This is a genomic window from Cohaesibacter intestini, from assembly GCF_003324485.1.
GTDB lineage: Bacteria > Pseudomonadota > Alphaproteobacteria > Rhizobiales > Cohaesibacteraceae > Cohaesibacter > Cohaesibacter intestini.
In genome coordinates this window covers 1-26000 of sequence record NZ_QODK01000008.1, presented here as the reverse complement: position 1 = coordinate 26000, position 26000 = coordinate 1, and the positions used below count along the sequence as shown (strand labels likewise).

21 protein-coding genes are annotated in these 26000 nt (G+C 52.2%); 7 read left to right on the top strand and 14 right to left on the bottom strand.

Annotation, left to right across the window (positions count from 1 at the left end; translation table 11 throughout):
* Positions 1–2 precede the first annotated feature (2 nt).
* The 9 genes from DSD30_RS19830 to DSD30_RS19790 form a co-directional block, all read right to left on the bottom strand.
* Positions 3–1937: a glycoside hydrolase family 127 protein gene (locus tag DSD30_RS19830; protein ID WP_114011496.1), complete on the bottom strand. Its 1935-nt coding sequence runs from the start codon at positions 1935–1937 to the stop codon at positions 3–5.
* Between the two features lie 26 nt (positions 1938–1963).
* Positions 1964–2860, bottom strand: a complete 897-nt coding sequence (locus tag DSD30_RS19825) for a carbohydrate ABC transporter permease (RefSeq protein WP_245418557.1) — start codon at positions 2858–2860, stop codon at positions 1964–1966.
* Entirely contained in the window at positions 2857–3786 is a 930-nt protein-coding gene (locus DSD30_RS19820) for a carbohydrate ABC transporter permease (protein WP_114011495.1), read from the bottom strand. Before DSD30_RS19820 ends, DSD30_RS19825 begins: the two co-directional genes overlap by 4 nt.
* A 92-nt stretch (positions 3787–3878) precedes the next feature.
* Positions 3879–5132: an ABC transporter substrate-binding protein gene (locus DSD30_RS19815; protein ID WP_114011494.1), complete on the bottom strand. Its 1254-nt coding sequence runs from the start codon at positions 5130–5132 to the stop codon at positions 3879–3881.
* 118 nt (positions 5133–5250) lie between these two features.
* Positions 5251–6300, bottom strand: a complete 1050-nt coding sequence (locus DSD30_RS19810) for a LacI family DNA-binding transcriptional regulator (RefSeq protein WP_245418556.1) — start codon at positions 6298–6300, stop codon at positions 5251–5253.
* A gap of 520 nt (positions 6301–6820) precedes the next feature.
* Positions 6821–8485, bottom strand: a complete 1665-nt coding sequence (locus DSD30_RS19805; protein ID WP_114011492.1) for a BCCT family transporter — start codon at positions 8483–8485, stop codon at positions 6821–6823.
* A 42-nt stretch (positions 8486–8527) separates the two neighbouring features.
* The gene (locus DSD30_RS19800) at positions 8528–8944 is read right to left on the bottom strand and encodes a universal stress protein (protein WP_114011491.1); all 417 of its coding nucleotides are present in this window, start codon (positions 8942–8944) and stop codon (positions 8528–8530) included.
* Positions 8945–9474: 530 nt separating this feature from the next.
* Positions 9475–10152 (bottom strand): DUF1295 domain-containing protein, encoded by a 678-nt coding sequence (locus DSD30_RS19795; protein ID WP_114011490.1) that lies wholly within the window; start codon positions 10150–10152, stop codon positions 9475–9477.
* A gap of 467 nt (positions 10153–10619) precedes the next feature.
* Entirely contained in the window at positions 10620–11456 is an 837-nt protein-coding gene (locus DSD30_RS19790; protein WP_114011489.1) for a hypothetical protein, read from the bottom strand.
* Between the two features lie 806 nt (positions 11457–12262).
* Between DSD30_RS19790 and DSD30_RS19785 the strand changes: the two genes are divergently transcribed.
* Positions 12263–13348 (top strand): autotransporter outer membrane beta-barrel domain-containing protein, encoded by a 1086-nt coding sequence (locus DSD30_RS19785; protein ID WP_114011488.1) that lies wholly within the window; start codon positions 12263–12265, stop codon positions 13346–13348.
* A gap of 327 nt (positions 13349–13675) precedes the next feature.
* A complete protein-coding gene (locus tag DSD30_RS19780; protein ID WP_114011487.1) occupies positions 13676–13885 on the top strand; it encodes a cold-shock protein in 210 nt (69 codons plus the stop codon).
* 542 nt (positions 13886–14427) lie between these two features.
* On the opposite strand, the gene DSD30_RS19770 is transcribed toward DSD30_RS19780, so the two are convergent.
* Positions 14428–15291: a PhzF family phenazine biosynthesis protein gene (locus tag DSD30_RS19770; protein ID WP_198663071.1), complete on the bottom strand. Its 864-nt coding sequence runs from the start codon at positions 15289–15291 to the stop codon at positions 14428–14430.
* A 31-nt stretch (positions 15292–15322) separates the two neighbouring features.
* Between DSD30_RS19770 and DSD30_RS19765 the strand changes: the two genes are divergently transcribed.
* Together DSD30_RS19765 and DSD30_RS19760 are read left to right on the top strand one after the other, a co-directional pair.
* Entirely contained in the window at positions 15323–15670 is a 348-nt protein-coding gene (locus DSD30_RS19765; RefSeq protein ID WP_114011485.1) for an ArsR/SmtB family transcription factor, read from the top strand.
* A gap of 123 nt (positions 15671–15793) precedes the next feature.
* Positions 15794–16339, top strand: a complete 546-nt coding sequence (locus DSD30_RS19760) for an AAA family ATPase (RefSeq protein ID WP_198663070.1) — start codon at positions 15794–15796, stop codon at positions 16337–16339.
* A 107-nt stretch (positions 16340–16446) separates the two neighbouring features.
* Here DSD30_RS19760 and DSD30_RS19755 read toward each other — a convergent pair whose 3' ends face one another.
* On the bottom strand, positions 16447–17409 hold the full coding sequence (locus DSD30_RS19755; RefSeq protein ID WP_114011484.1) for a helix-turn-helix transcriptional regulator: 963 nt from the start codon (positions 17407–17409) through the stop codon (positions 16447–16449).
* Between the two features lie 120 nt (positions 17410–17529).
* Here DSD30_RS19755 and DSD30_RS19750 point away from each other — a divergent pair, with 120 nt between their 5' ends.
* Complete coding sequence (locus DSD30_RS19750; protein WP_114011483.1) at positions 17530–18180, top strand: glutathione S-transferase family protein; 651 nt, start codon at positions 17530–17532, stop codon at positions 18178–18180.
* A 338-nt stretch (positions 18181–18518) separates the two neighbouring features.
* On the top strand, positions 18519–20495 hold the full coding sequence (locus DSD30_RS19745) for a putative bifunctional diguanylate cyclase/phosphodiesterase (RefSeq protein WP_114011482.1): 1977 nt from the start codon (positions 18519–18521) through the stop codon (positions 20493–20495).
* Positions 20496–20696: 201 nt separating this feature from the next.
* On the opposite strand, the gene DSD30_RS19740 is transcribed toward DSD30_RS19745, so the two are convergent.
* The 3 genes from DSD30_RS19740 to DSD30_RS19730 form a co-directional block, all read right to left on the bottom strand.
* Positions 20697–21212 (bottom strand): PAS domain-containing protein, encoded by a 516-nt coding sequence (locus DSD30_RS19740; RefSeq protein WP_157967792.1) that lies wholly within the window; start codon positions 21210–21212, stop codon positions 20697–20699.
* A gap of 228 nt (positions 21213–21440) precedes the next feature.
* Positions 21441–23084, bottom strand: coding sequence for an EAL domain-containing protein (locus tag DSD30_RS19735; protein ID WP_114011480.1), 1644 nt, complete (start codon positions 23082–23084; stop codon positions 21441–21443).
* A gap of 1170 nt (positions 23085–24254) precedes the next feature.
* Entirely contained in the window at positions 24255–24752 is a 498-nt protein-coding gene (locus DSD30_RS19730; protein ID WP_114011479.1) for a lactoylglutathione lyase family protein, read from the bottom strand.
* Positions 24753–24850: 98 nt separating this feature from the next.
* Between DSD30_RS19730 and DSD30_RS19725 the strand changes: the two genes are divergently transcribed.
* Positions 24851–25753, top strand: coding sequence for a LysR family transcriptional regulator (locus tag DSD30_RS19725; protein ID WP_114011478.1), 903 nt, complete (start codon positions 24851–24853; stop codon positions 25751–25753).
* Positions 25754–26000: the final 247 nt, after the last annotated feature.

Here is a 26000-nt window from a genome sequence, read left to right as displayed (position 1 = left end):
GGTCATGCCTCCCTACGCAGCCAGACAAGCATTTCGCCGGGCTCGCGATTATCCCAAAGATAATAGGGGATTGCGTTGAGTTTTGCGGATTTGCGCTCTGGTGGTGCGGTGGTGTAGAGGGCTTCATCAAAGCGATACTCAACCAGCGCATCGACATCGAGAAGCATTGTGTCGGGCCAAAATGCAGATCCGGTGGTTTGGATCGAAGCGGTATCCTTGACGACATAGCAATTCAAAGGCGCGTCATGATCTACCCCTTCAACACAATAGACGATCGGCCCCCTTAATAAGGCAACACGGCCCTGATCGTGGGCGATCTGTGTGTTGGCAAAGAGCTTTTGCGGCTGCATGTCGAGCTCGAGTGACAGCTTGTCGCCTGTCTGCCAAATGCGCTCAAGCCGCAGATAGCCCTTGTCCGCTTTGGCTTCAATTGGCGCGCCATTCAGGCAAAGGGAATGGCTGCCAGCCCATTCCGGAACACGCAGGGACACTGTGAAGCGGGTGGGTTTGTCGAGATGAAAGTCAAACTCGACAAGGCCATCGACAGGATAGGTTGTGGTTTGCGTAAGAGTCAGGCTCGTGCCTGCGACTTGAAGATCAGCTCTGTTTTGGCAATAGAGATGCACGGCAATCTCATCATCGGACACCCCGTAGAAATAGGTGCCAATGGAGGCCAGAAGCCGTGACACATTGGGTGGGCAACAGGGGCAACGATGCCATTGCCAACGATGATGGTGTCCATGGCTTTCCAGCGGGTTGTCGTAGAAGAACTGGCTGCCATTGTCAGACAGACCGGCCAGCACATTGTTGTAAAGCGCCCGCTCCATGACGTCGGAATAGCGCGCATCAGGCTCTCGGCCAAGCATGCGGCTGGCCCAGAAGACAAGAGCCACCGCAGCACAGGTTTCGGCGTAGGCGGAATCGTTGGGCAGATCATAATCGAAGGTCAGCCCTTCATTGTCTTTCGATGGCCCAAAGCCGCCTGTGACATAGAGATTTCGCTCGGTCAAATGCTCCCAGAGGGCATTCAGCGCCGGATCAAGGCTATCGTCGGAAAATTCGGTCGCCACGTCGGCCATGCCCGCATAGAGATAGGCGGCGCGCACGGCGTGGCCAACCACTTCGCGTTGCTCGCGCACGGGCTTGTGCGCCTGACAATATTCCAGTGTCGAGAAATGAAAGTCCTCTGGGCTTTCGCCCCGAGCATAGGCTTCAGCATCAAAATAGTTCGGCTCCTCGCCGCGAACGTCGACAAAGAATTTCGCCAGATCCAGATAGCGCTGTTCACCGGTCACACGCCCGAGCTTGACCAGAGCCAGTTCCAGTTCGGGATGCCCCGGATAGCCACGTTTTTTGCTCGCCTCAGGGCCAAAGGTCGCGTCGATGCAGTTTGCATAGCGACACATGATATCGAGAAATTTGCGTTTGCCCGTCGCATGGTAATAGGCGATTGCCCCTTCCATCAGATGGCCCGCATTGTAAAGCTCATGCCGATCCCTAAGGTTGGTCCAGCGCTTGCCCGGTTCAATGCGTTGATACCAGGAATTGAGATACCCGTCCTCATCCTGCAAACGGCCGTAGGCGTCAATAATGGCGTCGACCTGTGCTTCCAGTTCGGCATCGCGATGGCGATTGAGCGCGTAAGCCGCTGTCTCGATGCTCTTGCCGAAATCTGAGTCCCAGAACATTTGCGTGGTGACGGTGTTGTTGTGCTGGAACGGAATAACAATGCCGGGATTGGGCAGATCCGGGTCGACCTGCTCCAACATCCGGGCTTTCATGCAGCGATCCAAAAGGATCTTCGCTGTTGTGGTGGCGATCACGTCAATCTTGGGGCCGAAAAAGCCCCCAACGTCAATCTGATTGACCGCAAGCGGACGGAATTTCGCCTTGGGAGGGATGACGCCCGTGGTCGTGTTGGTTTGTTGTGTTTTCATTTTCTTGTCCTTGCTCAGGAAGAAACCTATTTGACGGCGCCAGCCGTAAGACCCCGGATGTAGGATCTTTGAAGAATGAGAAAGAGGATCATGCAGGGGATCATCATCAGGGTGACACCAGCCTGAACAGCCCCCCAGTCGACAGAGCCGAAACGCCCATAGCGCACGGCGGTCATGAGAACCGGCATGGTGAACTTGCTCTGGTCGGTGAGCAGCACCAGCGCGGCAAGAAACTCGTTCCATGCATTGAGGAAGGCGAACAATCCCACGGTGACGATGCCGGGCAGAACCAGAGGCCCCATCACCTGAACCAGCATCCGCCAGCCCTTCACGCCATCCACGCGGGCCGCTTCCTCGATTTCCTTTGGCACCGCATCAAACGCATTGCGCATCATGAAAACGGAAAAAGGCAATTGCAGCGTTGTATAGATCAGGACCAGCCCGATGAGGGTGTTCTGAAGTCCAAGCTTTGCCAGCAACAGGAACAGGGGCGTCAGGATTGACTGAAACGGGATCATCATCGTCGACAGGATCAACACGAAAATGAAGTTTTTGAGGGGAAACCGATAGCGCGAGAAGCCATAGCCCGCGAGCAGAGCAACCACGATGGTCAGCACGGAAGTCCCGACAGACACAAACAGCGAGTTGCCCGCATAATGAAAAACCGACTGCCCGAAATTTTCCAGCCTGTCATAGCTATCGATGCTGAATCCATCCCGAGGCCATGGCGGCAAAGGCGGGGTGGTTGCCTCCACCGGGGAGCGAAAGCTTGATAGCACCACCCAGACAAGCGGTGCGAGAAACAGCAGCGACACCAGCGTCGCTGTGACGTGGAACAGCAGCTTGTGATAACGATAGCGCCCTTTGCGGGGTGCCGGAGCATCCTTTTGAGCCTGTTTGTGCTGCATGGTCATTGCGTTCATTTCTTTGCCTCCTTGTCGCTCAGGAGGGTCAGTTGGATGATGCTGAGAACCAACAGGATCAACAGCAACACCATCGAAAGGGCGGCTCCGTAACCAAGGCGGAAGGAAATGAAGCTCTCGTTGAAGATCTTGTAAACCGCGGTCACCGTGCTGTTTTGCGGTCCACCATTGAGAATGATGTAGAATTGGTCAAAGGCCAGCATGGACCCCGAGATGCACAGGATCAGCGCAAGGGCAAAGGGTTTGCGGATCAGCGGCATGATGATGTAGCGGAACCTTTGTGGCCACTTGGCGCCATCAATGCGGGCCGCCTCGATGTAATCTGTCGGAATGGATTGCAGGCCACTCATCAGGATGACCATGAAGAAACCCGCCATCTTCCAGATGACCATGGCAATTACCGACCAGAAGGCAGGGGTGAAATTGGCGAGAATATTCACCCTGTCAGTGGTCAGACCGATGTCTTGGGCCAAGGGGGAAAACAGACCGGTGTCAACATTTGACAACCAAACCCACAACAAAGCAGCCGAGGCAAAGCCTGTGACGACGGGCAGAAAGAAGATTGTCCGGTACAGGGAAACGGCCTTGCCCTGCCCCTGAACGATCAGTGCCAGCCCCATGGCGACACCCAGCAGACCGATGGTGATCACCACTGTATATTGAATGGTGAACCAAAGTGATGACCAGAAACTCTTGTCGGTCAGAAGGCGTTCGTAATTATCAAAGCCAATCCAGCGCGGAAAGCCCATCAAGGGCCATTTGTGCAGGGACATCCAGGCGGCCATGCCAAGCGGGACAAGAAAGAAAATAATGACGAGGAGCAACGCCGGAAGCACGAACAAAAACCCGTTCCATTGGGCCAGTCTGCGCCGTTTGCGTCCCTTGGGCACAGCTGTCTCTGGCCCTGCCGTAAGACTGTCGGTCATGGATTGATCCTTAAGAACAGTTGTCTGCAAGTCCCGCCGACTGGAGCTGGAGCCCAGTCGGCGGTTGCTGCAAGCGGTAGATTTGGAGGATCTTACCGGGAGCTATCGATGATGGACTGCATTTCTTCTTGTGCGTCGTCCATGGCTTCATCGACGTCTTCGCTGCTTTCAGCAAAGAAGGCCTTGTTGAGCATGGTAACCCATGGCCCGTTCTGAGAGTTGATCAGGTCGTTGAAGACCGGGCTGTAGGGTGTCCGGCCACGATCCATTGCCTTGGCGGCAATCAGATACCGCGCATCAAGCCCGTCAAGAGCTACCTCGGCAACGTCGGCGCGAACCGGAAGCGAGCCGTTTTTGGCAAGTATCGTCTGACCTTCCGGCGAGTAGGCAAATTCAATAAAGGCCTGAATGGCTGGCATTTTTTCATCGTCGGTCGCGGCTGATACGACGATGTTGTCCCCCCCGGCAAAGGAGGACCAGTCGCCGTCTTTACCCGGCAAATAGGTCACGCCATATTTGAGATCAGGATATTGGTTGTTGAGCGCGCCGATCGCAAAAGACCCGGATGGAGCAAGGCCGATATTGCCGCCCGCAAAGGCTGCGAAGAAGTTCACACCAGCATCGGTCTGCGATCCGGCAGGCACCAGTCCGTCCTTGACCATGCCACGGTAAAACTCGATCGCGTCTTTCATTTGCGGCGTTTTCACCGTTGCGGTTCCACCCTGATCCTCAAACAGATTGCCCCCCGAGGCCCAGACCAGCGGTGTGAAGGTGAAGATGTTACAGCCGCCGCAATTGCCGGAGAAATAGAAGCCGTATGTTTCATCACCGAGCGCGGCAACCGCTTCGGCATCCTTGCGGATTTCCTCCCAGTTGGTCGGCGCTTTTTCTGGATCAAGGCCGGCTTTCTTGAAGAGATTTTTGTTCCAGATCAGAACCGAGGCATCGGCCGAGAAAGGCATGCCGTAGATCTTGCCGTCGTAGGTGCCAACGCTCAGATGCGCCTTGGACAGCTTGTCATAATAGGGCAGACCTTTGGCAAACGCGGTCATGTCCTTGAGCTGACCGGCCATTGCAAAAGACGGCGTATAGATCAGATCGAGAGACAGGGCGTCCGGCTGGGATCCGCCAGCCGCAGCGATGGCATATTTCTGCACCAGCTCGTTGACGGGCACGATTTGCAGTTCGGCCTTGTCTTCTCCCTTGGCGTTGAAGGCTTCCACGAGCTTTGGCATGAATTCCGATCCGTCGGAACGGACCCAGAGAGAAAAGGTTTCTGCCTGCGCCAGGCCGGGCAGTGCGAGCGCGGCAATGGCAACACCACCGAGTAATGCTTTAAGAGTCACTTGTCTTCCTCCTCGTTAGTTGCCTCGCTGAGCAGATTATTGAGACAACGTTTGCGCAATTTGTGTGTTTCTCACCCTGCATGGCGTGTCATCAGCGTTGCAGGGTCTGCTTGTCCGATTACTCGGACCCCGTTCCTCCACAGGACTGTCGCACGACCAGACTACAAGGCAGCTTTCTCAAACCGGAATCGATTTGCTTGCCTTCAATCATGTCGAGCAGTGCTAACCCTGCACTCTTGCCCAAACAGGTGAGCCCCATATCCACCGTCGTCAGCGGTGGGCGCGTTGCTTTGGCAAAAACTTCCCAATTGTCGAAGCCGACAATGGCTACATCATCGGGGACCTTGATCCCCATATGCGAAAAGGCATCGACAACGCCTCTTGCAATCTGGTCGTTTCCGCAAAAAATCGCATCGGGTCGATCCGCAGCGGTTTCAAAAAGTCTGTAAGCCGTTTCGTAACCATGCTCTTCGGTCCAGTTGCCGAAGATGGCTTCGCAGTGGGGCGCAAGCCCGGCCTCCTCAAGGGCGGCCTTCCATCCTGCACCGCGCAGATGCGCGGCTTCAAAAGACGACATGCCAGTGATATGCGCAATCTTGCGTCGTCCCAGTGAGATCAAATGTTGGGTCGCAATTCTGGCGGCGTTGAAATCATCAGGCACGAACCCGATCGAACCGTCCGGGCATTTGGAATAGACATAGACGACCGGCATCCCGAGCCGAGAAACGTCAACCGGCAACGCGCGATCGATGCGCTTGCCGGTGATCACCAGACCGTCAACCCTCTTCTCTTCCATGGCGCGCAAATTGAGCTGCATCCGTTTTGGCTCTTTTTCACCAGCGCTCAGAAACACCGAGACACCTCGATCCGTCATGGCCGAGGATAGTCCAGCAGCAACCGGAAGGGTAAATCGCCCATAGGTGTCATCGGTGAGCAAACCAAGGGTGAAGGACCGCTGCTGAACGAGGCCGCGCGCCATGGTGTTCGGGCGATAGTCCAGATCTTTGGCAATCTGTTGCACCCGCAAGCGTGTGTCTTCCGACATCCGCCCTGTCCCATTCAGTGCCCGCGACGCAGTCGTCACACTGACACCGGCTTTCGCAGCGACGTCCCGGATGGTGACATGTTGGATCACCGTTGCTGGGGTTGGACTTGTTTCTGAAGCCACGATCTCTACCTTTCGGCGCATTGCAAAAATCGCAGTGAGATAACGTTTGCTCACTCGTGGTTTACCGTTTGCGCAACGTAAAAATGGACTGATAAGCCAATAGTGTCAATGCGGAAATTTCTTTTATGATCGGGAGAGTTTCTATTATTGCTTGTAAATTTCTACCACCCGCAAAAGGAAGCTTGTCCACGTGATGGGGAGAGGATCTCTTGATTGCCCATCGCAGCGTCTTGAAAAGACCGGCAAAATCCGACGGCAACAAGGGCCCTTCAATCCTGTCGGGGCCACGCCTGCATGGCGGTCCCTTCGGGATGGGAGATTTCTAGCCTCCTGTTGAAAACAGCCATGTCGGCCCAGATATTGATCAATAGACTCTCGGACCGCGTTTCTCTGCGGCGTTGATGGCGGCACCCGCGAGGCCTGCGAGATGTCTGGCACTTCAGCAATGCATACAAGGCAATTTTGGGGGATGGAGAAAAGCGAACAGGCGCGGTACCGCGCCTGTTCAAAGCTCAATAGATCAGACGTGTTTATATTCCTGCCTGAGGCCTTTGAAGATACACCAACACATCAACAGCAGAACGAGTGTGAAAGGCAGACCAGTCGAAATGACCATCGCCTGCAACGACCCCAAGCCGCCACCGATCAGGAGGACGATGGCGACCAACCCTTCGAAGGTACACCAGAAAACCCGTTGTGGCACCGGCGCATCGATCTTGCCACCAGCCGTGATCGTGTCGATTACCAGCGAGCCTGAATCCGACGAGGTGACGAAGAACACGATCACCAGCACGATACCGACCGTTGAGGTGATTGCTGCGAGCGGAAGGCTTTCCAGCATTGCAAACAGTGACAATTCCGGTTTGTAGGCATCGATCACGTTGGCCTTCACCGCGCTGTCGCCGAGATTTGCAATCATGTCGTTGATCGCGGTTCCCCCGAACACGGCCATCCAGAAGATGCAGACAATTGACGGGATAATCAGCACGCAGATGACAAATTCACGGACTGTCCGACCACGCGAAACACGAGCAATGAACATGCCCACGAATGGTGACCAGGAAATCCACCAGGCCCAATAGAAGGCAGTCCAGCCTTCGCGGAAACCATCATCCGAACGCCCGAAGGGATTGGATAGCGGCACCACCTCTTGGGCATAGGCAACGAGCGTTTTGGTAAAATCGGTAAAGATGCCAACGGCCCCTGCGGTGAACAAAACGAAGAGCAGGAGCGCAATTGCCACCACCATGTTGATCTCGGACAGAATCTTGACCCCGCCGTCAAGCCCTCGCAGGACAGAGACCAGTGCAATGGAGGTGATACCGATGATGAGGATAACCTGAACGGTTACACTGCTCGGAATACCATAGACAAACTCCAGCCCGGCATTGGCCTGTTGTGCGCCCAGGCCAAGAGAGGTCGCAAGACCGAAGAGTGTGGCAAAGACCGCGATGATGTCGATCACGTGGCCCCACCAACCCCAGACACGTTCCCCCAGGATCGGGTAAAAGGCCGAGCGCATGGAAAGCGGCAGACCTTTGTTAAAGCTGAACAACGCCAATGCGAGCGCCACGACGGCATAGATGGCCCATGGGTGCAATGCCCAGTGGAATGAGGTCGCGGCCAGCGCCATACGCTTCGCAGCTTCCACATTTTCCGGTATCAGAGTGCCATCCTCGGTGAATGGGCGCACGGCACCCAATGGCGCGTCCCCCCAAGGGGTGCCGAAATAGTAGGCCGGCTCCAAAACACCGAAGAACATCAGCCCGATGCCCATACCGGCAGCAAAGAGCATCGCAAACCAGCCGAGATATCCGTAATCGGGTTCCGCGTCGGCTCCCCCCAGACGGACGGACCCGACGGGCAACACAATCAAAGCGAGGCAGAACAAAACGAAAATGTTCGCCGCCGACAGGAAAAAGCCGTCAAAGGTGGATGTCAGTGCCGGTCGGAGCCAGCCAAAGAAGTCGGCCGCCTGCTGCGGGGCCAGCAACGCATAGACAACAAAGGCCACGACACTCAACCCCGAAATCAGAAAGACCGGGTTGTGAATGTCCAGCCCAAAGGGGCCGATGTTTGTTTCGATATTGTCCTGACCGATCTCATAATCGGTGTCAATGAGATCAGACGCGCCCTCTGGCGCGGGGATCCCCGAGGTTTCCTCTAAGCTCGTATTATCTGACATATTTCGGCTTCCCCTTTATTTCTTGATATTTGATCCTCTGCGTCATGGCCGCACCACCATCACTGAGCATTTTGCATGTTCCGCTAGACTGCCGCCGTTCGACGGCCAGATATAGTCCATGACGTTCGGCACGTGGCTAGCCATGACGACGAGATCGGACTCGGTGTCGCTGATGGCACGCATCAGCGCATCGTCGATCTCGGTTGCCGGGTCATGCGCGATCGCAGTATGCGCCGACGTTTCGACGCCGTGCTTGGCAGCCTCCGCCTTAGCAAATGCGTCAAGCTTCTGGCCGAACTCTTTTGGGTTGTGCGCCAAGTTGCTGGGAGCGGACGACGTGACCCCCACATACACAATCGGCACGCCCCAGTGTTTTGCCAAATCGGCAGCACAGTCGAGAGCTGTGCCAAGCCTCTCGACATGAGCCAAATCGACCGGTGCCATTATTCTTTTGAACATTTATCTCTCCTCTGTTAGCCGGGGCGCAAATCAGGCAGGTTCCGGAGCTTTCATCTAAGCTCCTGTCCTAACTCACTTTTTTTCTAAACCGCAGTGCAGCTTTACGAGGAAAGGATACATGGTCTGAACCATGAGTCAAAAAAGGGGCCAATGGCATCAACGTCGAGCCCCGTTTGAAGCACCTAATTTTTGTGCGTATTTTCCAGACATTTGGCACCCGCACGGCGAGCAACCAGTTGCGTTTGCATCCTTCCTTCCCTTCTGCCTGCAAACGGGGAATGCACCCCAATGGCCATCAGGATGCGCGTGGCAAGAAGGGGGCGAAACACACCCGATGGGTTGCATGGCGGGCCGCGCTTGTCTTGATGAGGCGAATGCTCAATCTGGGAAGATAGCCTGCGTGAGGCCGTCTCGGCAGCTTTCCTCACCAAGCTTCACGGTCACACGGAGATCGAGAAGCCGCTGCTCGGCAAATGTCCGCTCCGAGCCCCAAAAGCTGTTGGCAATTGGAATGCCTGCCATCTTGGAATTCAATAAATGAATGGGACGAATTTCGCGGTTTTTTGGGCGTATGTTTTGAAGTCTTTTCCGTATCGTTCTTCAAGATAGGCATCCAACGCTGGAATGTGAAACCAGACAAAAGCTGCGGTTATAAAGATTGGAACGGGCCATGCGAAGATGGATGCGGCGAGAATCGCCCAGCCGGAAAACAGGACGCTGTCGCCGAAATAGTTGATATGCATGGAATAAGCGAAAAGACCCTCGGTGTAGCATTTGCCTTTGGATGTTGGCTGCCTTTTCCAAAGCCAGCGCTGAACTTCGGACCCGCTATTGAGCCACGAGCCGATGAGGACCATGACAACGCCAACCCAGTCCAGCCAGCCAAACGGCGTTGCGGAGCCAGAGAGCGCACCTGCACCGAGCAGAAGAAAGCCGATTTCAAACACAGCCATAAAAACGACCAGCCCCAAAACCTCGGCCATCAGCACCCGGCGTTTGAGCAAGACAAACAGCGTCAGGATGTGGCGCAGACAGTAGAATAAAGCACAGGCTGCCAGCACTTTTGCCCTGAATGGATCGGCCCAGTCAAAGCGGCCAAAGGCCAGCCAGAAGCAAATAGCCACCACACCGGCATGAAGCACGAAAAAGGCAATCTTCGCCCCAAAACTCTGATCGTGGTTGCGATCGACACCGCCGGATTTTGCCATGGGAAAGCTCCTTGATAGGGTTTGAAGACCATAAGACTGAGAACGGACTGGTAAAGCGCGTTTATGATAAAATTTTGAAGCCGGACTGTGTAAGCTGTGATGTCTTGCAGCTCGGTTGTCGAGCCTTGGCACTTGAATTTCTTTAAAGACCTTCGATGCACCTGCTGCAAGGGTCAGTTTTGGGCTGCAATTGCCGGTGTTAAGATGACTCATCCGTCGACCGAAGGCCTGCGCACGTCTGATCGCATGTCAATCCTACCCGTTGAAGTGGGGCTTAGTGCACCCATTTCCAGCCGTTGCGTCGAAGCTTCGTATCCTTTGATCGATATTGGGTTATTGTTTTTTGGGCGCGCCCCGATGCCGCATTTTTCTCAAATAGCTGGTTTTAGGCCAAAGCAGTCATTGAAATCGGAGGCTGTTCTAAGATGCGACAAACGGCTTCCAGAGAGCCGACCGCTGTCTTGCCTTTAATTGCTCGCGTTCTTGTAGACGAGACCAGACAGCGTTTCGCAATTGAATGAGCCTATACATCCATCAGGAGCTAGATAGAGAACAACCCTTTCTTCGACAGCTTTGACAAATTGCCGATGAAGATCGCGCCACTTTGGAAGCAGATCGCGAGGCACTTTTCGTACATAAAATTTCCATTCTCGATAAAAGAAATAGTGAAGACACTCGCCATCACCGAAGCAGCTGATCTCGACAGGAATGTCTTTTGAATTTACAAAGCCAAATGCTGTAAATGGTATCCGATTGCATCCCATTTTCTTTTCTCTAAATTTGGCAACAAATAAACCTAACTCATTGGCTTTACTTGCCATGCCACAGATCTTTCCCTTCGAATTGAAGCGTTCCAATTTGCCCTGCTGTTGGTAGTTCGCCATTGGTCCTGATCCAGTTACCATTTCAAATTGGTAAGCCTTACCATCAATGATCACTGGCACCTTAAATGAAATAGCACCTCTAATTCGCCGGTCTCCCGGCAAGAACAAACTCTCAAGAATGAAGCGTTCATCTACTTTATCGGTCTCACAATAGAGCATTGCTTTCTTGTCATGCCGCACGTCTTCCTTGCGCAATTTTAGTATGACGATCGCATTTGGGCTGTCGTAGTAGGGATCCAACCGTTCACCGGAGCAATAATATGCCCAACCCTTTTCGGCCTTAGGCAACTCATCCGCTAGTGCATAAACAGCATGAAAAGACAAAGCCGCACATAGCAATGTCAGAAGCCAAGTATTGGGAATCAGCCTCGGAGCCCATTTATTGATAAAGTGACCGCATGCCCCCATTACATTCTTCATCCAACTACTCCTGATCATTAGCCACTAACTCGCTCTTGAATTCTGGCATGGTTCATTAGTTTAACCGACGCTTCGTACTTCGCGCATTCAATCAAAGCGCACAGTTAATACGATTGCCATCTTTAGGTGGAGCTAATGTTTAAAATGATACTTACCGACCAGTTTTGAGCGACATTTTTTTATGTCAGCATTTCAGCACTGCACCCAATGTCCCAAAAGTCCGCACTGCTGACATTTGCGGATTGAATATGCTGCATTCTGCATTGATGCTGCGGGACGGAGCATTATGGCTTGCGGGGTGGGAAAGGGGCGGAATTTCATGCTGGCCCGCAGGCAATCCAAGGGCTCTTGCTGTGCCCTATTTGTCCGTTTCGGGCATGCCCCTGCGCTCCACAGGATCAGTGCGTTCCATTGGATAAGTAGATTGCCTTAAAATTCACTTTTAATTTCAATTGCTTGTGAAAAGCCAGAATGTCACATGGCGAATTGTTAACGAGATCTTAAGCTGATCGTCAAGACTCACTTTGCAAGCAAAGCCAGCATCAATGACAAATTCAAGAAGACCTTTTTACGCTCCTGTGATCGCATGTATTTGGGGGCTCATCTTTTCTTTTGCCTGCAGTCCCGCTTGGGCCATGCACGCCTGGAAAGTCAGTTACGATTGCCCATCAGGCAGCACAAATACCACTGACTGGATTTGGGGTGATGCCAGCAAACTCCGAAGTGCAATCTCAACCACTTGCAGCATTGCCGATAGCGATCTGACGGTCACATATAACAGCTCCGCCGTAACTAGCGGAACAAATATGTGGGACATTTTTGGCGGCATAACCTATGTCTCAGTTCTGGTAAATCCCGGCAGTGCGGGTGAGACCGAGAAAGCCTCCACCGAAACAGTGATCGAAAATCAGGTCACTGCAAGCCTCACCCAGCAATCCCTTATCAATAGCCGCTTCATGTCTCAGGCGCGCAATCGGTTCGCGGCCGACGTCAATGGTAAAAGCCTTTCTGGACTGAACCATGTTGGCCCACTCGCCTATCAGGGTTCGATCGGAAGCTCCCCGTCGGCAATGGCCGCGCATGCGATGGCGATCTATGAAGATGAAGACAGCGAGACACATGCGCGGTTCGTGGTTTCCGGCGGCTTGACCTTCTCTTTTGATGATGACGGCTCAAAGAGCTTGATGGGATCGGGTCGTCTGGCGCGGGAACATCGCATCGATGAAGATATGCTGTTTGGCTATTTTCTTGGCGTTGATCTGGGCAAAGCGGATGTTGACGGTACCTACTCCGGTGATCAGACAAGCATCGGCGGCAATATTGGGGCCTATGCTGTTAAACGCATCCATCAGGCTTTCTTTGCCGACATGTTCGTGCAAGTCGGGCGCCAACATAATGATTTGGCTCTGAGCAATGGCACCACAGATGTTGACGGCACCTATTGGGCGACAACCGCTTTGATCGGCAGTTCCTTGTCTGGTGTGATCAGTTATGACGACTTCAACCTGATTCCGGAAGTCTCCGCCAGCCTGTCGCATGTATGGCTATCCGGCGACAAATTCGACGCCACCGCCTCTGGTTTCACCACTGATTTGGATCTGAATACGGAAAATTTGACCATTGCCCGACTTCAGTTCACACCACAAATTCAAACCCCGTTTAACGCGCTGTCTTCCGACAGCCGAACAGCAACCCTCTCCTTCGGCCCCTCGGTCCTTTGCCAGCACAAATGGGCACGTGAGGATAGCTCCGAATGTGGTGGCGGCGGCAGTCTGAGCCTTGATACCGTATCTCTGACAGATGGCTCTTCAATCCGCGCCAATCTGGATGTCGAGCGTCTTGGCGATACCACCACTCTCTATAGTTACCTGCGTTACAACCGTAGCTTCTGAATTCAGAGCAAATGAGAGAAATCAGTCGGCGGCGCGAACGATCGCGTCGCCTATTCGAAAAGTAGTATTTTGCCCCAAAAAAGAACTTCCCCATATCGGTCAAGTCAAACATGACGCGTCAAGATAAATGCATTTTTATCTACATGACTTGCAAAATAAAATAATATCTATATATACAGTATATCCGGAAAGACGGCTTCAGAAATTCTTTCTGCCGTCCAGCTTAATTTTCCCATTTTTAAAACCTTGCCACCCCAAGATCCCTGCGTTCTTGGGTGTTTTGCAGGTTGTCTCAAAATATGGGCCGGATTTAAAAGGGCATCAATCATGACAATTGGCACAGTAAAATTCTACAACTCAACGACCGGTTTGGGTGTTATCGCGCCGAACAACGGCTCGAAAGAAGCGCTCGTTCATATCTCCGATATCGAGCAGGCAGGCTTGAACAGCCTGATCGACGGCTTGCAGCTTTCCTATGACCTGCAAAAAAACGCCTGCGGCAAACGCCAAGCCGTCAATCTACAACTGACGGACTAACAAGGATGAAGACTGCACCAGAGGTGCGATCTTGCCAAACGAGGACTATACGATGATCAGCATTGCCAGATCCAAGGCGGAGGAAAGTCTTTTCGCCATTCAGAAGCCCCCAAAGAAACCCATGAGCGACCTGGAGGTTCAGACCCTTAAGACCAGAGAAACAATCTCAAGGCTAAAGTCTCTTCGGCTCGCCCAAGAAAGCGATGGGCAGACGCAGCCAAAAGCAAAAACACCAGTCCGAAGACGCCCGAAGCGTCGCTAGCGATTTCTTTGTCGCGGGTTCACTCCATGGCTCGACTGTTTTTCAAGTAATTTGCCATGCACCTTCACATTTCGTTCAAAAAAACTGCACTCAAAACAAGATTTACATATAATAAAACAAGACCATAGCTTCCAAAGCCGTAGGGCGGTCTAGTCCTTTGAAACGCTGCACACACTATGTGTGTGGCAATGCCGCCCCTCCCCTATTTTCCCGATCTCAAGCGATTGCACCATTTTCCTTGAAACGACTGGAAACAGTGCGTTGGGAACGACGAACCGGTTCATGGTGCAATAACCTCCCCCTGTCCGACAAAGGCGACCTCTCCGGCGACAGTGACCCGTTCCACATTTCCAGATGTACCAAATGGGGTTACGATGAGCGCACTGGGCCGCCCCATAAAATGGCCTTGCTTAAGCAAGACACTTTCGCTTGGTTGGGCAAGCCCATGCTTCAGAGCATAAGCACCAACGACGCCTGCCGCACTGCCAGTTGCAACATCTTCCATGATCCCGTCATTGTTCCAATGCCGCCCCTCAAAAGTGCCCACGTCAAAGAGATACGCAAACTCCGCTCCCAAGCCGTTCAGTTTTGTCTCCAGATCCGGCACCGTAATGTGCGCATCAGCCAATCCACCGTCAACCGGCACCACCAAATACTTCAGGCCAGTGGAAATAACCTCCAGAGGAAGATCGGCTAACGCACCAAGGTTGAAGGCTTGAGCGATTTCCGCCCTCTCCTCAACAGTGCCCAACATCTTGGGGCGTCCTTGATCCAGAGTGCCGAAATAGCGCCCATCTCGATATTCCGTGGTGACTTGCACACTTCGCCCAGCTGGCAATTCAATGGTCCAGATCCGTTCGGAATCCGTGCCCGATTGTTTGTGCAATATGCAGGCCGCCCCAATGATGGGGTGACCTGCAAATGGAAGTTCTTTGAACAAATCAAACACTTGGGCGCATATCCGACCATTCGTTTGTTTCAAAAAGATCGATTCAAAGTGGCGCAGCTCTTGGGTGATGGTCAACATTTGATCGCCGCTTAGCCCCTTGCTTTCGGGAAACACAGCAAGACTGTTGCCCGAATACGGCTCGCAGGCGAAAACATCGCAATGGATAAAGTTGAAAGTTTGTTTGATTAATGACACAAGGATCCTACATAGCCAACAGGGTATATAGATGAATGACTATTTAGATTTTGACCAAAAGTCAATAGCACGTGACCTCAGTGCTGTCGCAAACGAGAACCGCCTGCGCATCCTTCATTGGCTGGCGGAGCCTGAGCACCATTTCCCGCCGCAGGTCGATGGTGACTTGATCAATGACGGTGTTTGCGTCGGCTTCATTACTGAAAAGATCGGTCTCAAACAGCCAACAGTGACCAATCACATGAGAATTCTGCAAGAGGCGGGGCTTGTGGAGAGCAAGAAGGTCAAAAACTGGGTATTTTACAAGTTACGCCCAGTACGGGTTGAACAACTCCTTGCGGGCGTTGCCTTAATGATCCGAAGCAACAGCCCAACTTGACAGGCCGTATGCAGTCTTTCGCAGAAGCAAAATCCGCATCGCTCTTGATGGCTTGCGTGGAGAAGACAGCATTGCTGTTCTGTGCAGCAAGAAAGACATATCCCAGAGCATGGAAAGGCAAGATTGTTGAGCGATAGATTCATCCTGCTGACAGGCTGTTCAGGTGGAGGGAAATCAACCCTACTGAGCGTTTTGGCTGAACGTGGACTTGCGACCATATCCGAGCCTGGTCGACGCATCGTTGCGGATGAACTGGCTGGAGACGGCAGAGCTTTACCATGGGTGGATGTGCAAGCATTTGCGCGGCGCGCTGTTGCGCTGGCAATATCCGACCTAGAAGCCGCTCGGCACTTTGATGGTCTTGTTTTCTTCGATCGGGGACTAATCGATGCTGCCGTCGCCCTGGAGCATTCCGGAGGCCAAAAAGCAAAGGAAACCCTTGGCAACTATCGACCCTATGCGCAGCGTGTATTCATAGCACCGCCATGGCAAGAGCTTTTCGTCGGTGATGCAGAGCGCAGACATGACTTTGATATGGCGGTTCAGGAATATCACCGCATCTCGCGAATGCTGGATGATTTAGGCCACACTGTGAGTGTGTTGCCAAAGGTGTCCTTGAGCGAACGCGCCGACATCGTCTTAAGTGAATGCGGCGTGCTGTCGCCTTGAGGTTTGCCGAGATCTGCTTGCGCTCAACACCGCGCTTTGTTTGAATGGCGGGTATGGGGAAGCGGATCTGAGGACCGAGTTCGCTTGTGAGTGACCGGACTGGGCCGTCATTCCTCATAAAGAGCCGCCATATCTCTTGCGACAATCGCCATTGCTTGTCGTAATTCGCTGGGCTCCAGCACCTCAATTTCGGCACCAAGACGCAAGAATTCGTGGACAGCCTGCTCCGGGCGACTGCTCGGCAAGCTCACTGTTCGGTAGTCCTTGGCATCAGGGGGAGATATATCCATATGCTCACGCACGTAGGAGGGGCTGATGCCTTTCAGAATGCGTAGGCCAAGCGCGGAGACACGCAGTTTGGCTTGATGCGGATGCAACTCCCTTTCCAAGCGCTTCTCGTTTTCTTGCCAATAGGCTACCAGATTGAAATTGCGCGGACGGGTGAAGGTTTGTGATGTTGTCTCCAGTTTCAAAATGCGGCTGACCCGGTAGGTTTTAACGATGTCTTCTGTCATCGCAGCCGCATACCATGCGCCATTTTTCAAGATCAGGCCAACAGGGCAGACGGTGCGGTCCTTTTCGGCATGCCAACTGCGATAGGTCATCCGAATGACCGTGCTGCGCCAAACGGCGGCAGCTATCTCGCGAATATACAAAGGCTCTTCGGTTTCTTGATGCCAAGCGGACGTATCCAGATGGAAACGCTGTCGCATTTGGTCGGCCCCTTCGCGCAGGCTTTCCGGTAAGGCCACCATCAGTTTGTTTTGAGCGGCGGCCAATATGGACCCAAGACCAAGGATGGCAGCAGGGCCTGCCATGCCGGAAAAAGCGAGCGCCTCGGCCTCTTCCGAGGACATCCCGTTGAGACGGACGCGATAGCCTTCAAGCAGCTTATAGCCGCCCTCGGGGCCCCGCTCGCTATAAACAGGAATACCAGCGGCAGACAGTGCATCAATGTCACGATAGATAGTTCTGAGCGAGACCTCGTTTTCCTCGGCCAGCCTTGTTGCCGTAACATGTCCAGAGGCCTGCAGCGTGGTCAGGATATTCAAGAGACGGCTGGCGCGCATGGAAAAACTCCTTTTCTCCAATTATCTTAAATATACCTGACAGTTTTTGACAGGTAGTCGGACGTATTTTCCTCTCAATTTCTAAAAGCCATTCAAACCAAGAGAAAACGAGACCACGATATGACCGACGAAAGAAGCTTGACCCTTTTCCATTGCCCGCAGACACGCTCAAGCACCACCCGTATCATTCTTGATGAACTCGGCGCGCCCTACAAGCTGCATGTGATGAACCTCAAGGCAGGCGAGCACCGCGAGCCAGGCTATCTCAAGATAAACCCGTTGGGCAAAGTGCCTGCCATCAAGCATGGTGAGACGATCATTACCGAGCAGATCGCTATTGCAATCTATCTGGGGGATCTGTTCCCGCAGGCAGGTCTCGCTCCGGCCATTTCCGACACGGATCGGGGGCGCTATTTGCGCTGGATGCTCTTTTACGCGGCCTGCTTTGAGCCTGCTCTGGTTGACAAAGCGCAATCAAGGGATCCCGGACCGGAAACAATGTCTGTCTATGGCACTTATGACCAGATGCTTGATGTCGTGGAAATGGCGCTGTCGCACGGCCCCTATCTTCTGGGTGACCGTTTCAGTATCGCAGACATACAGTGGGCATCGGCCTTTCATTGGACAATGATGTTCGGTCTTTTGCCAGAAAGGCCTGCTTTTGTCAGCTATCGCGACCGCATCATTGCTCGGCCGAGCTTTCAACATGTCTTCACAGAGGATCAAAGCTTGGCAGAGGCCCATCAAGCGGCGCTGAACGCAAAAGAGTAGAAGCAACGGAAAGTCGGCAACCGGTCTCTGCTGCACGCGAGCGAAGGGGCTGATTACCCACGATCAGAGTTTACGGCGCACAGCGTGTTTGACTGCCAAATGTCTCCCACCTAGCGTCTGATCGCTGAAAATGCTGCCGAGGCAATTGATGGCATACTGGTGTATGCAGGCGGATTGCCTGTTCACTTCGGGATGGAAGTCAGGCTGGTGCGAATGGCTGGCGCTTGGACGCAGAAGCTGTAGATTAGTATGGTATTGACCGAGAATACCAACTTTACCGAATATTTCATCTTCTCAGATAGGCTTCGCCACAAAGAACGCCGATCGGAGACTATTGTATGGCTCAGGCCAAGCCAAACACCATTCAGAAGCTTAAGAGCTGGTTTCTTGCCGGAGACAAGGATCTGGCCATGTTGCGCGCGCAATTGACGGTGCTGTCAGGGCAGTTGCCCATGATGTATGGTATCCTCCTGATCAGCAGCTGGGCACTTGCTATCACTCATATGTCCATTGCACCTGACTGGTTGACCCTTTACCCGCTTGTTATCGCCACGGTGATCGTTGTCTTTCGCAGCATTGACTGGCTGCGTCTTGATCCCGCTTCCCTATCAAAAAAGCAGGCTATTTCGCGCGTACAAGCGGTGATCAAACTGTCTGTCGTTATCTCCGTTGCCTTCACAACCTGGTCCTTGATGCTATTTGAGTATGGCGATGTCCTGGACAAGGCGCACGTCTCTTTCTACATGGCCGTGACGGTTATATCTTGCATCTTCTGCCTGGGTTCTGTGCCTCAGGCTGCGCTCATTGTTTCCATTGTGGTGAATGGTACCTTTGTGGGTTTCTTTCTCTTTTCCGACACGGTCTTTTTTAGAGCTGCAGCGGTCAATGTGACTCTGGTTTGCGCCGGCATGTTGTTCGTGATGCGCCAGAGCTATCGCCATTTCTGCCACATGGTCGAAGAGGAAGTTCGTTCCAAGCAACTGATTGAAGTCAACAAACGGTTGGCCAACCGGGATAGCCTGACCGATCTGGCCAATCGTCGGGCCTTCTACAATGCCCTTGAGCGCCAATGCATGGAGGCTTGTCAGAGCAAAAACTCCATCGCGGTGGGAGCCATCGATCTGGACGGTTTCAAGCCAATCAATGACATGTATGGCCACATGGTGGGCGACTTATTGCTCAAACAGGTCGGGCTGCGGCTTCAAACTCTGACGTCTCAGTTCCCCGGAACGGATTTTTTCCGTGTTGGCGGGGATGAATTCTCGTTCATTGTCAGCGAGCCTTGTTCCGATGGGGATTCCCACCTTATCGGAGAGCAGATCTGCGCGGTCATGCAACGCCCATTCGATATCGACAACAGTGAAGTCGCCATTTCTGCAACGGTCGGGATTGCCCATTTCGATCCAGACATGGACAGCTTCCAAGATGTCATCGAGAAGGCGGATTTCGCCCTGTATCAAGGCAAGCGAAACGAGCGCGGCACATGCACCATCTTCTCCGAATATCTGCATTGCCAACAGCGGCGCACCACGCAGATTCAACATGCGTTGAAATCTGAAGGACTCTCTGACGAGATCACGCCAGTCTTCCAGCCCATTGTCGACATCGTCCATGATCGCATCATCGCGGTCGAAGCGCTTGCCCGATGGAACAGCGTCTCTCTGGGCAACGTAATGCCATCCGAGTTCATTCCCGTTGCCGAAACATCCGGCTGTGTTGTCGATATCACCAAAATCGTTTTCGAAAAGAGCCTTGCTGCGGCAAGAGACTGGCCAAGCGCCTTGCAGCTATCGGTCAACCTGTCAGCCAAGGATGTCTCGGATGAGGACCTGCTGATGTGGATCTATCAGCGGATTGTTCGCAGTGATATTGCACCCCAACGCATCAATCTGGAAGTGACCGAGACCGCATTTGGTACAGATTCGTCTAAGGTCGAGGAGCACTTGCGCCTCTTCCGACACCTTGGATGCGGCGTCTCGCTGGATGATTTCGGGGTTGGACATTCCTCGTTGTCACGCCTGCATCATCTGCCGCTGACCAAGATCAAGATCGACAAGAGCTTTGTCAGCAATCTTAATCGCGAGGCCCGTAACTTCACGATAGTCAAATCGCTGCTCAACCTTGCCAGAGACATTGAACTGGACTGCATTGTTGAAGGAGTGGAAACCGAGCAAGAACTCAAGCTGTTGCGCGAATTGCAAGTCAATATGGTCCAGGGCTTCTATTATTCAAAACCCTTGACCCAAGAACAGCTCATTGAACTCTTGTCTCAAAATGGCGACCTCTCTGCCGGAAGTCTTCGCCAAAGCGCCTGATCAAGAACACATGATCAAGATCGTCTGCCGGTCGGGTTTATCGACGCGGCACCCCGCAGTCTTGCTTCCGTCTCGATAGCAACGGCATCCATCGAGGCTTGTCTGGACCCAATGGGCCGTAAGCGACGCAGGTAGCCGCTCAACTGACAGAATGACTTGCGCCTGTCCGCATCGATAATGGGGCTAGACTGCGCAACTCAATCACATTTGCCTTTGATTTGTGATCTCACGACAGATTCCGACAAGACCAATAATGCAGTTCTGGTCGTCGTATAGTGGCAGCTTGGATGTAGAAAAGGTCTTTTTCCGTCCGCGAAAATCAATAACGACCTCTTCCAAATGCAGTATCGGAACGGCAGAACTCATGACCTTCTGTTCGTCCGAATAGTATTTGCGCCCATGTTGCAATCTGTGAAAGTGGAAATCGGTCTTTCCGATCAGTTCATGTGGGCTGCAACCCAAATCTGCGGCGACAGCACGATTGGCAATGACAAAGCGGCTTTCTCTGTCCTTCACAAACAAATAGTCGGGATCCTCGTCAAAAACTGAACGCAGAACCTCTTGGTTTTGGTGTTTTGGCGATGGGTCACGGGTTTGGTTTGGATTCACCTGCAGCGATGTTTCGGACTGTAAGTTCTGGTTCGCGGCAAATAATTTGCCTTTTTCTGTGAGCACCTTGTTTAACAAGAACAACTCTGTCACAGAACCATCAAGCATTTTGGCCTCCTGTGAAGTTTCTGCCTTACTGCACATTTCTATAGTCATCGCTTCACGTTTTGAATTTGAACCGGCCAATTGTGATAGATAGAATACTGCAATTGTTGAGTTGAAATAATCTTAATCTAAACCGGTGATATCGGCAATTCCTTCTGCAAACCAAGAAGAAATGGCAACAAACAGGAGGTCACATCGCTGATCCCATCGTTGGTGGTTTCGTGAGTGGATCTATTTGAAGGCGGCCGATATTTCACTGATTGCTTTGGGGTGGAACGCAGTGGCTTGATCGTGATTATGCCGGAATTCTTCAAGGAAGGCGGCCAGACGATCAACGGCAACCGGCGGTGAAATGCCGTAGCCCTGCAACTGATGAACCTTATTGGTGGCGCGCAAGCTCATCATCTTGGCTTTGGTTTCGACCCCTTCGACCACAAGCCTCTGGCCCGTTTTACTGATCATCTCAATTGCACTAAACAGCAGTTTGGAAGACAAGGAATCTTCCGGTGCCATGGCAAAAAAGCGATCCAACTTGACGCCATCCGCTCCGAGCCCACTCAAATAGTGAATGCTTGAATAGCCCACCCCAAAATCATCGATATAGGTTTCGATGCCACTGGCACGAAGCAAAGCGATGGCTTCACGTGTTGGCTCCAGTGGGAGATCGGATGTCTCGACAATCTCAACCACTGGCTGGAAATTGTAGGCCCCCGTTTGCAGGGGCATCAACAATTTGATCAGCCAGCGTGCATCAAAATCTTGGGGGAAAACATTGATATTTACCCTGGGGTGTTCCACTGCGAATTGAATGTTTTTCAGGTCCGACAAAGCATTTTTGATCACGATTTCCGTCAGAATTCGCGATAGATTGCGTTTCTCAACGACAGGCAAAAACTGATCTGGATAAACCAGCGATCCGTCCAGGTCGCGCCAGCGCACAAGCACTTCAACGCCCTCGATCTCGCCGCTTTCAAGAGACAGAATGGGCTGATAATGACAAACGAGACTGTCCTCTGACATTGTGCGCACAAACCGTGATGGCAAAGACATCATACTGAGGAATTTTGTCTTGGCAGCTTGGGTTAACGACCAGACAATGGTGAGCATCAACACCAAACCAACAAGGATCGTTTGACTGTTGGCCACAATCAAACCTGTTACTGGCGCTTCAACCATGACACAGACGAGATTGAAGCTGTCGCATTTGAAGCCCCAAAAAGCCCAATCGGTTGCAGAAAAGCCTGCTTGCGCTGTTTGAACATCCGGATATTTGTCCTTCAGGCTGGCAGCACCACCGCGATGCAACCATGTGCCATCCTTCGTTGGTGTCACAAATTCTTGCTTTTGCCCATGCAGCCAAGTCTCCTGTGCCTTTAACGGTGGTAGGACAAGCAAAAAATTGCCTTCTCTTAAGAACGTGCCTTGCAAACCGGGATAGCCGATAACCCCAAGATCACGGTCCATCCAGAATTGATATCCCAGATCGCGCCGCACGAGATCGGCCTTGCCCAATTCAATTCCTTCTGGAATTTTTCCACGACTGACCGAGCAGGACTGATCCTTGTCTGAATATAGAATTTCATGGATACCATCCGGCAAGAATGCGATTGTACTCAACCAATGATGAAATTCCGGCGAGCAAGCTTCCGTGCTGTTGTGGGAATTCAGCGCCACCATCGTCGTGTGAAAAGCAGAATCAAGCTGATCAACCTTTGCGATCTCACGATTCAATTGTGTTTCCAGATTCAGAAAAACCTGAAAAACAAACAGTGTGCCAGCAATCATCAAACTCGCTGAAAAGAGCGCAAAAAACAGCGCTGCAGCAACAGTTCTGGGACGATCGCACAACGAGTATAGGTATTTATACAGACGCATAAGGCCTCCAATGCGTGGAGAATAGAGAAAACTACCTTAGAAAACATTAAAGACTTTATGAGGTCTATATTGTTTTAGTCACTACTGTTAAATATTAAAGCATCAGCATCGCTTCGACATCAGGCATAATCTCAGTATAACACAAATACTCACCCCTTTTAACACCCTCGCTAGACACGAGTCATAGTTAGTTCTTGTTGCTATGATTAATTTCTGGTTGCACATTTCAAGAAAAAAACACAAAGTTGCCTAAGCCAGCATGCAGTCCGCTCACGCTTGCAGCCTTCCGACATTTCGGTGCTGATCATCTGATCATTGCTGTTGGGCGTAGCCACCCCGATCGGATTTGACACAAAAAACGCCCATCAGGTTGCGCCGGTGGGCTGGTACGCTTGACCGTCCCGGAGCCTGATGCTGGTGTGTCGCTCATTTTCGATCCCCACCATAGTCTTTCTGGATTGTTGCAGAGAGCTTGGCTCATCCCTCATAGCGAGCCTTTGTTGCCCGATTTGCTATACAAAGCTGCGCACAGGACGAAGACAACCACACCGCAAGAAAGCTAGTGGTTTGAACTATTTGTTTTTCGGGAAAATCATCAGAGTGAAATGGTACAGTCGGGTGGATTCGAACCACCGACCAAAACGGCTTATTTATGCGATATAGAGCCGCATCACCACATGCATTGTTACACAATTTGTTACGCAAATTGTTACACAAAAATCCTTCTCAGCGCTGTAGCATTATTGGCTATTCTTTCGCTCAAATGCATGTGCGCAAAACCAAATGATCCCCCTTTACAAGGAACCAGTGACCCCTTCGATGTCAAGACTGTTCCCGCCTGTCGAAACCGCAGAAAATCGACGAACGGGAACTTCGTTTTGAACCGGAAATGCCTTCATTTTCCCTTTTTGTTCACCTTTGCCGGTTCACGTGAACCAACGGGAACTTCGTAAACTTTAGACGGCAGCTCTCTGCCGCCGTCTATTTGCCAAGCTTTTTCTATTCAAAGAAACGGCCCTTGCCGACTTTCGGGGTTTAATTTCGTCTTTCTGGAAGCTGCCAGTCGTGCAAACCGCAGCATTTTCAGATGCCGGATGACCGCAGGGCGGACAAACCGAACCTTTCAGACTTCTTGTTGAAGGTCCGGTTTGCAGGTTGGGTTGCCCTGGCCTAAGAGTAGGCCCCTCCCGAGTAGGTCAGCTCATAGCTGTGACTGTATAGCTCGAAAACGATCCCAAATGGATCCTCAACATAAACCATGCGATAAGGCTTTTCATTGGGGAAATACTCTCGGACCGGCATGCGTTGTTTGCCGCCTGCAGCAACAATCTTCGCCAAGAGGTCTTCGAGGTTTGGATCCTGAATGGCGAAATGGAACGTTCCGTGTTGTCGGAAATCCATGTTGTTTTCCGGTGCGTGATGGCCTTCAAACTCAAACAGCTCAAACCCGATGCGGTCGGCCGTCGCGAGGTGCGCGATGCGGAATTTACTCCAACCTTCACCCAAGACATCACTGCACATTTGGCCAATGTCGCTGTCGTCTTCAGTGATTTGCGTCGGTTCCATAATCACGTAGAAACCCAGAATATCCCGGTAGAATGCAACGGCCTTATCCAGATCCGGTACTGAGAGACCAATGTGTGAGAAAGTGCGTGGTGTAGGTGTCATTGCTTTTCCTTTCATTTGCGTTGGCTGGAAGATAGGTTAGCAGTGACATTTCCTGAAATTATCGATATGTATATTTTAAATAATGGATTGTTATCATCATGCTAAATGCAACTTGGTTGAACACTTTCACGACTCTTTGTGAGATTGGTCATTTCACAAGGTCGGCTGACGTGCTGGGGATGACACAACCCGGTGTGTCGCAGCATCTTAGAAAGTTGGAGGCGCAAGTCGGCAAGACCCTGATCGTGCAGGACGGGAAATCATTCACGCCAACCCCAGCCGGTGAAGCTCTTTTCAAAGTAGGACTAGCCCGTCGCCGACAGGAACGTGAACTTAAGGAATTGATGCAGCGGGATGACCCAGGCGTGGGCGAGGTCAGGATCGGATGTTCGGGTAGCTTTGCGATGTGGCTCTATCCACATCTTTTGGAGCGTTTGCGAACGGCCCCTGATCTTGCGCTTCACCTGACAGCTGCCCCGCAAGGCGATGTGACACGCGGCCTTATTCGCGGAGAATTGGATTTGGGTATCCTGGCGACCCGGCCCCTCCAGCCGCAACTTGAAGCCAAGATGATCATGCGTGAGGAGCTCTGCTTGGTGGTTCCGAAGTCCATGCAAACCCAAGAGGTTGGGCTAGAAGACCTGAACAAACTCGGATTTGTCGCCCACCCAGATGGGTATGAACATGCCGATGAGCTTCTTGGGAGAAATTTCGCAAAGGAGTACCGAGGCTCGGATCAGCTGAGAACGCGAACGTCCGTCAATCAAATAGGGCAGATCCTTATTCCGGTTGCGGAAGGATTAGGGTTTGCGATACTGCCCAAATCGGGGGTCGATGCGTTTGCTAGGCGTAGTGATGTCTCCATACTGGATTTACCCATCAAGCATTATCATGACCTTTGGTTGATCTTCAGGCGTGGCAGGAGCAAATTTGCCCGCATCGCCTCAATGATTTCTTTGATCGAAAAAGAAGTATCCGAACTGGACCAATTGCCCAAATAGTCTACCAGCTGCGAAAAGCTGCCGTTTGTTCATGCTAAAGCATTTGTCACAACGGGCTCGGAACTGCCTGGTGCGCCGCAGCAATCACCCTGCCTGATCCTGCGCGGATATAGCATTCACGGCCGATTCCGTTGAAAAAGTAGGCGTTGCTTTGGTGTTGAAGTCCTGATTCAATTCCTTTGAGAATGGAGGATCGGGGCATGATGGGCAACCAGAGCGGAGTGCAGGCTTCGCTGTTTTACGCGTT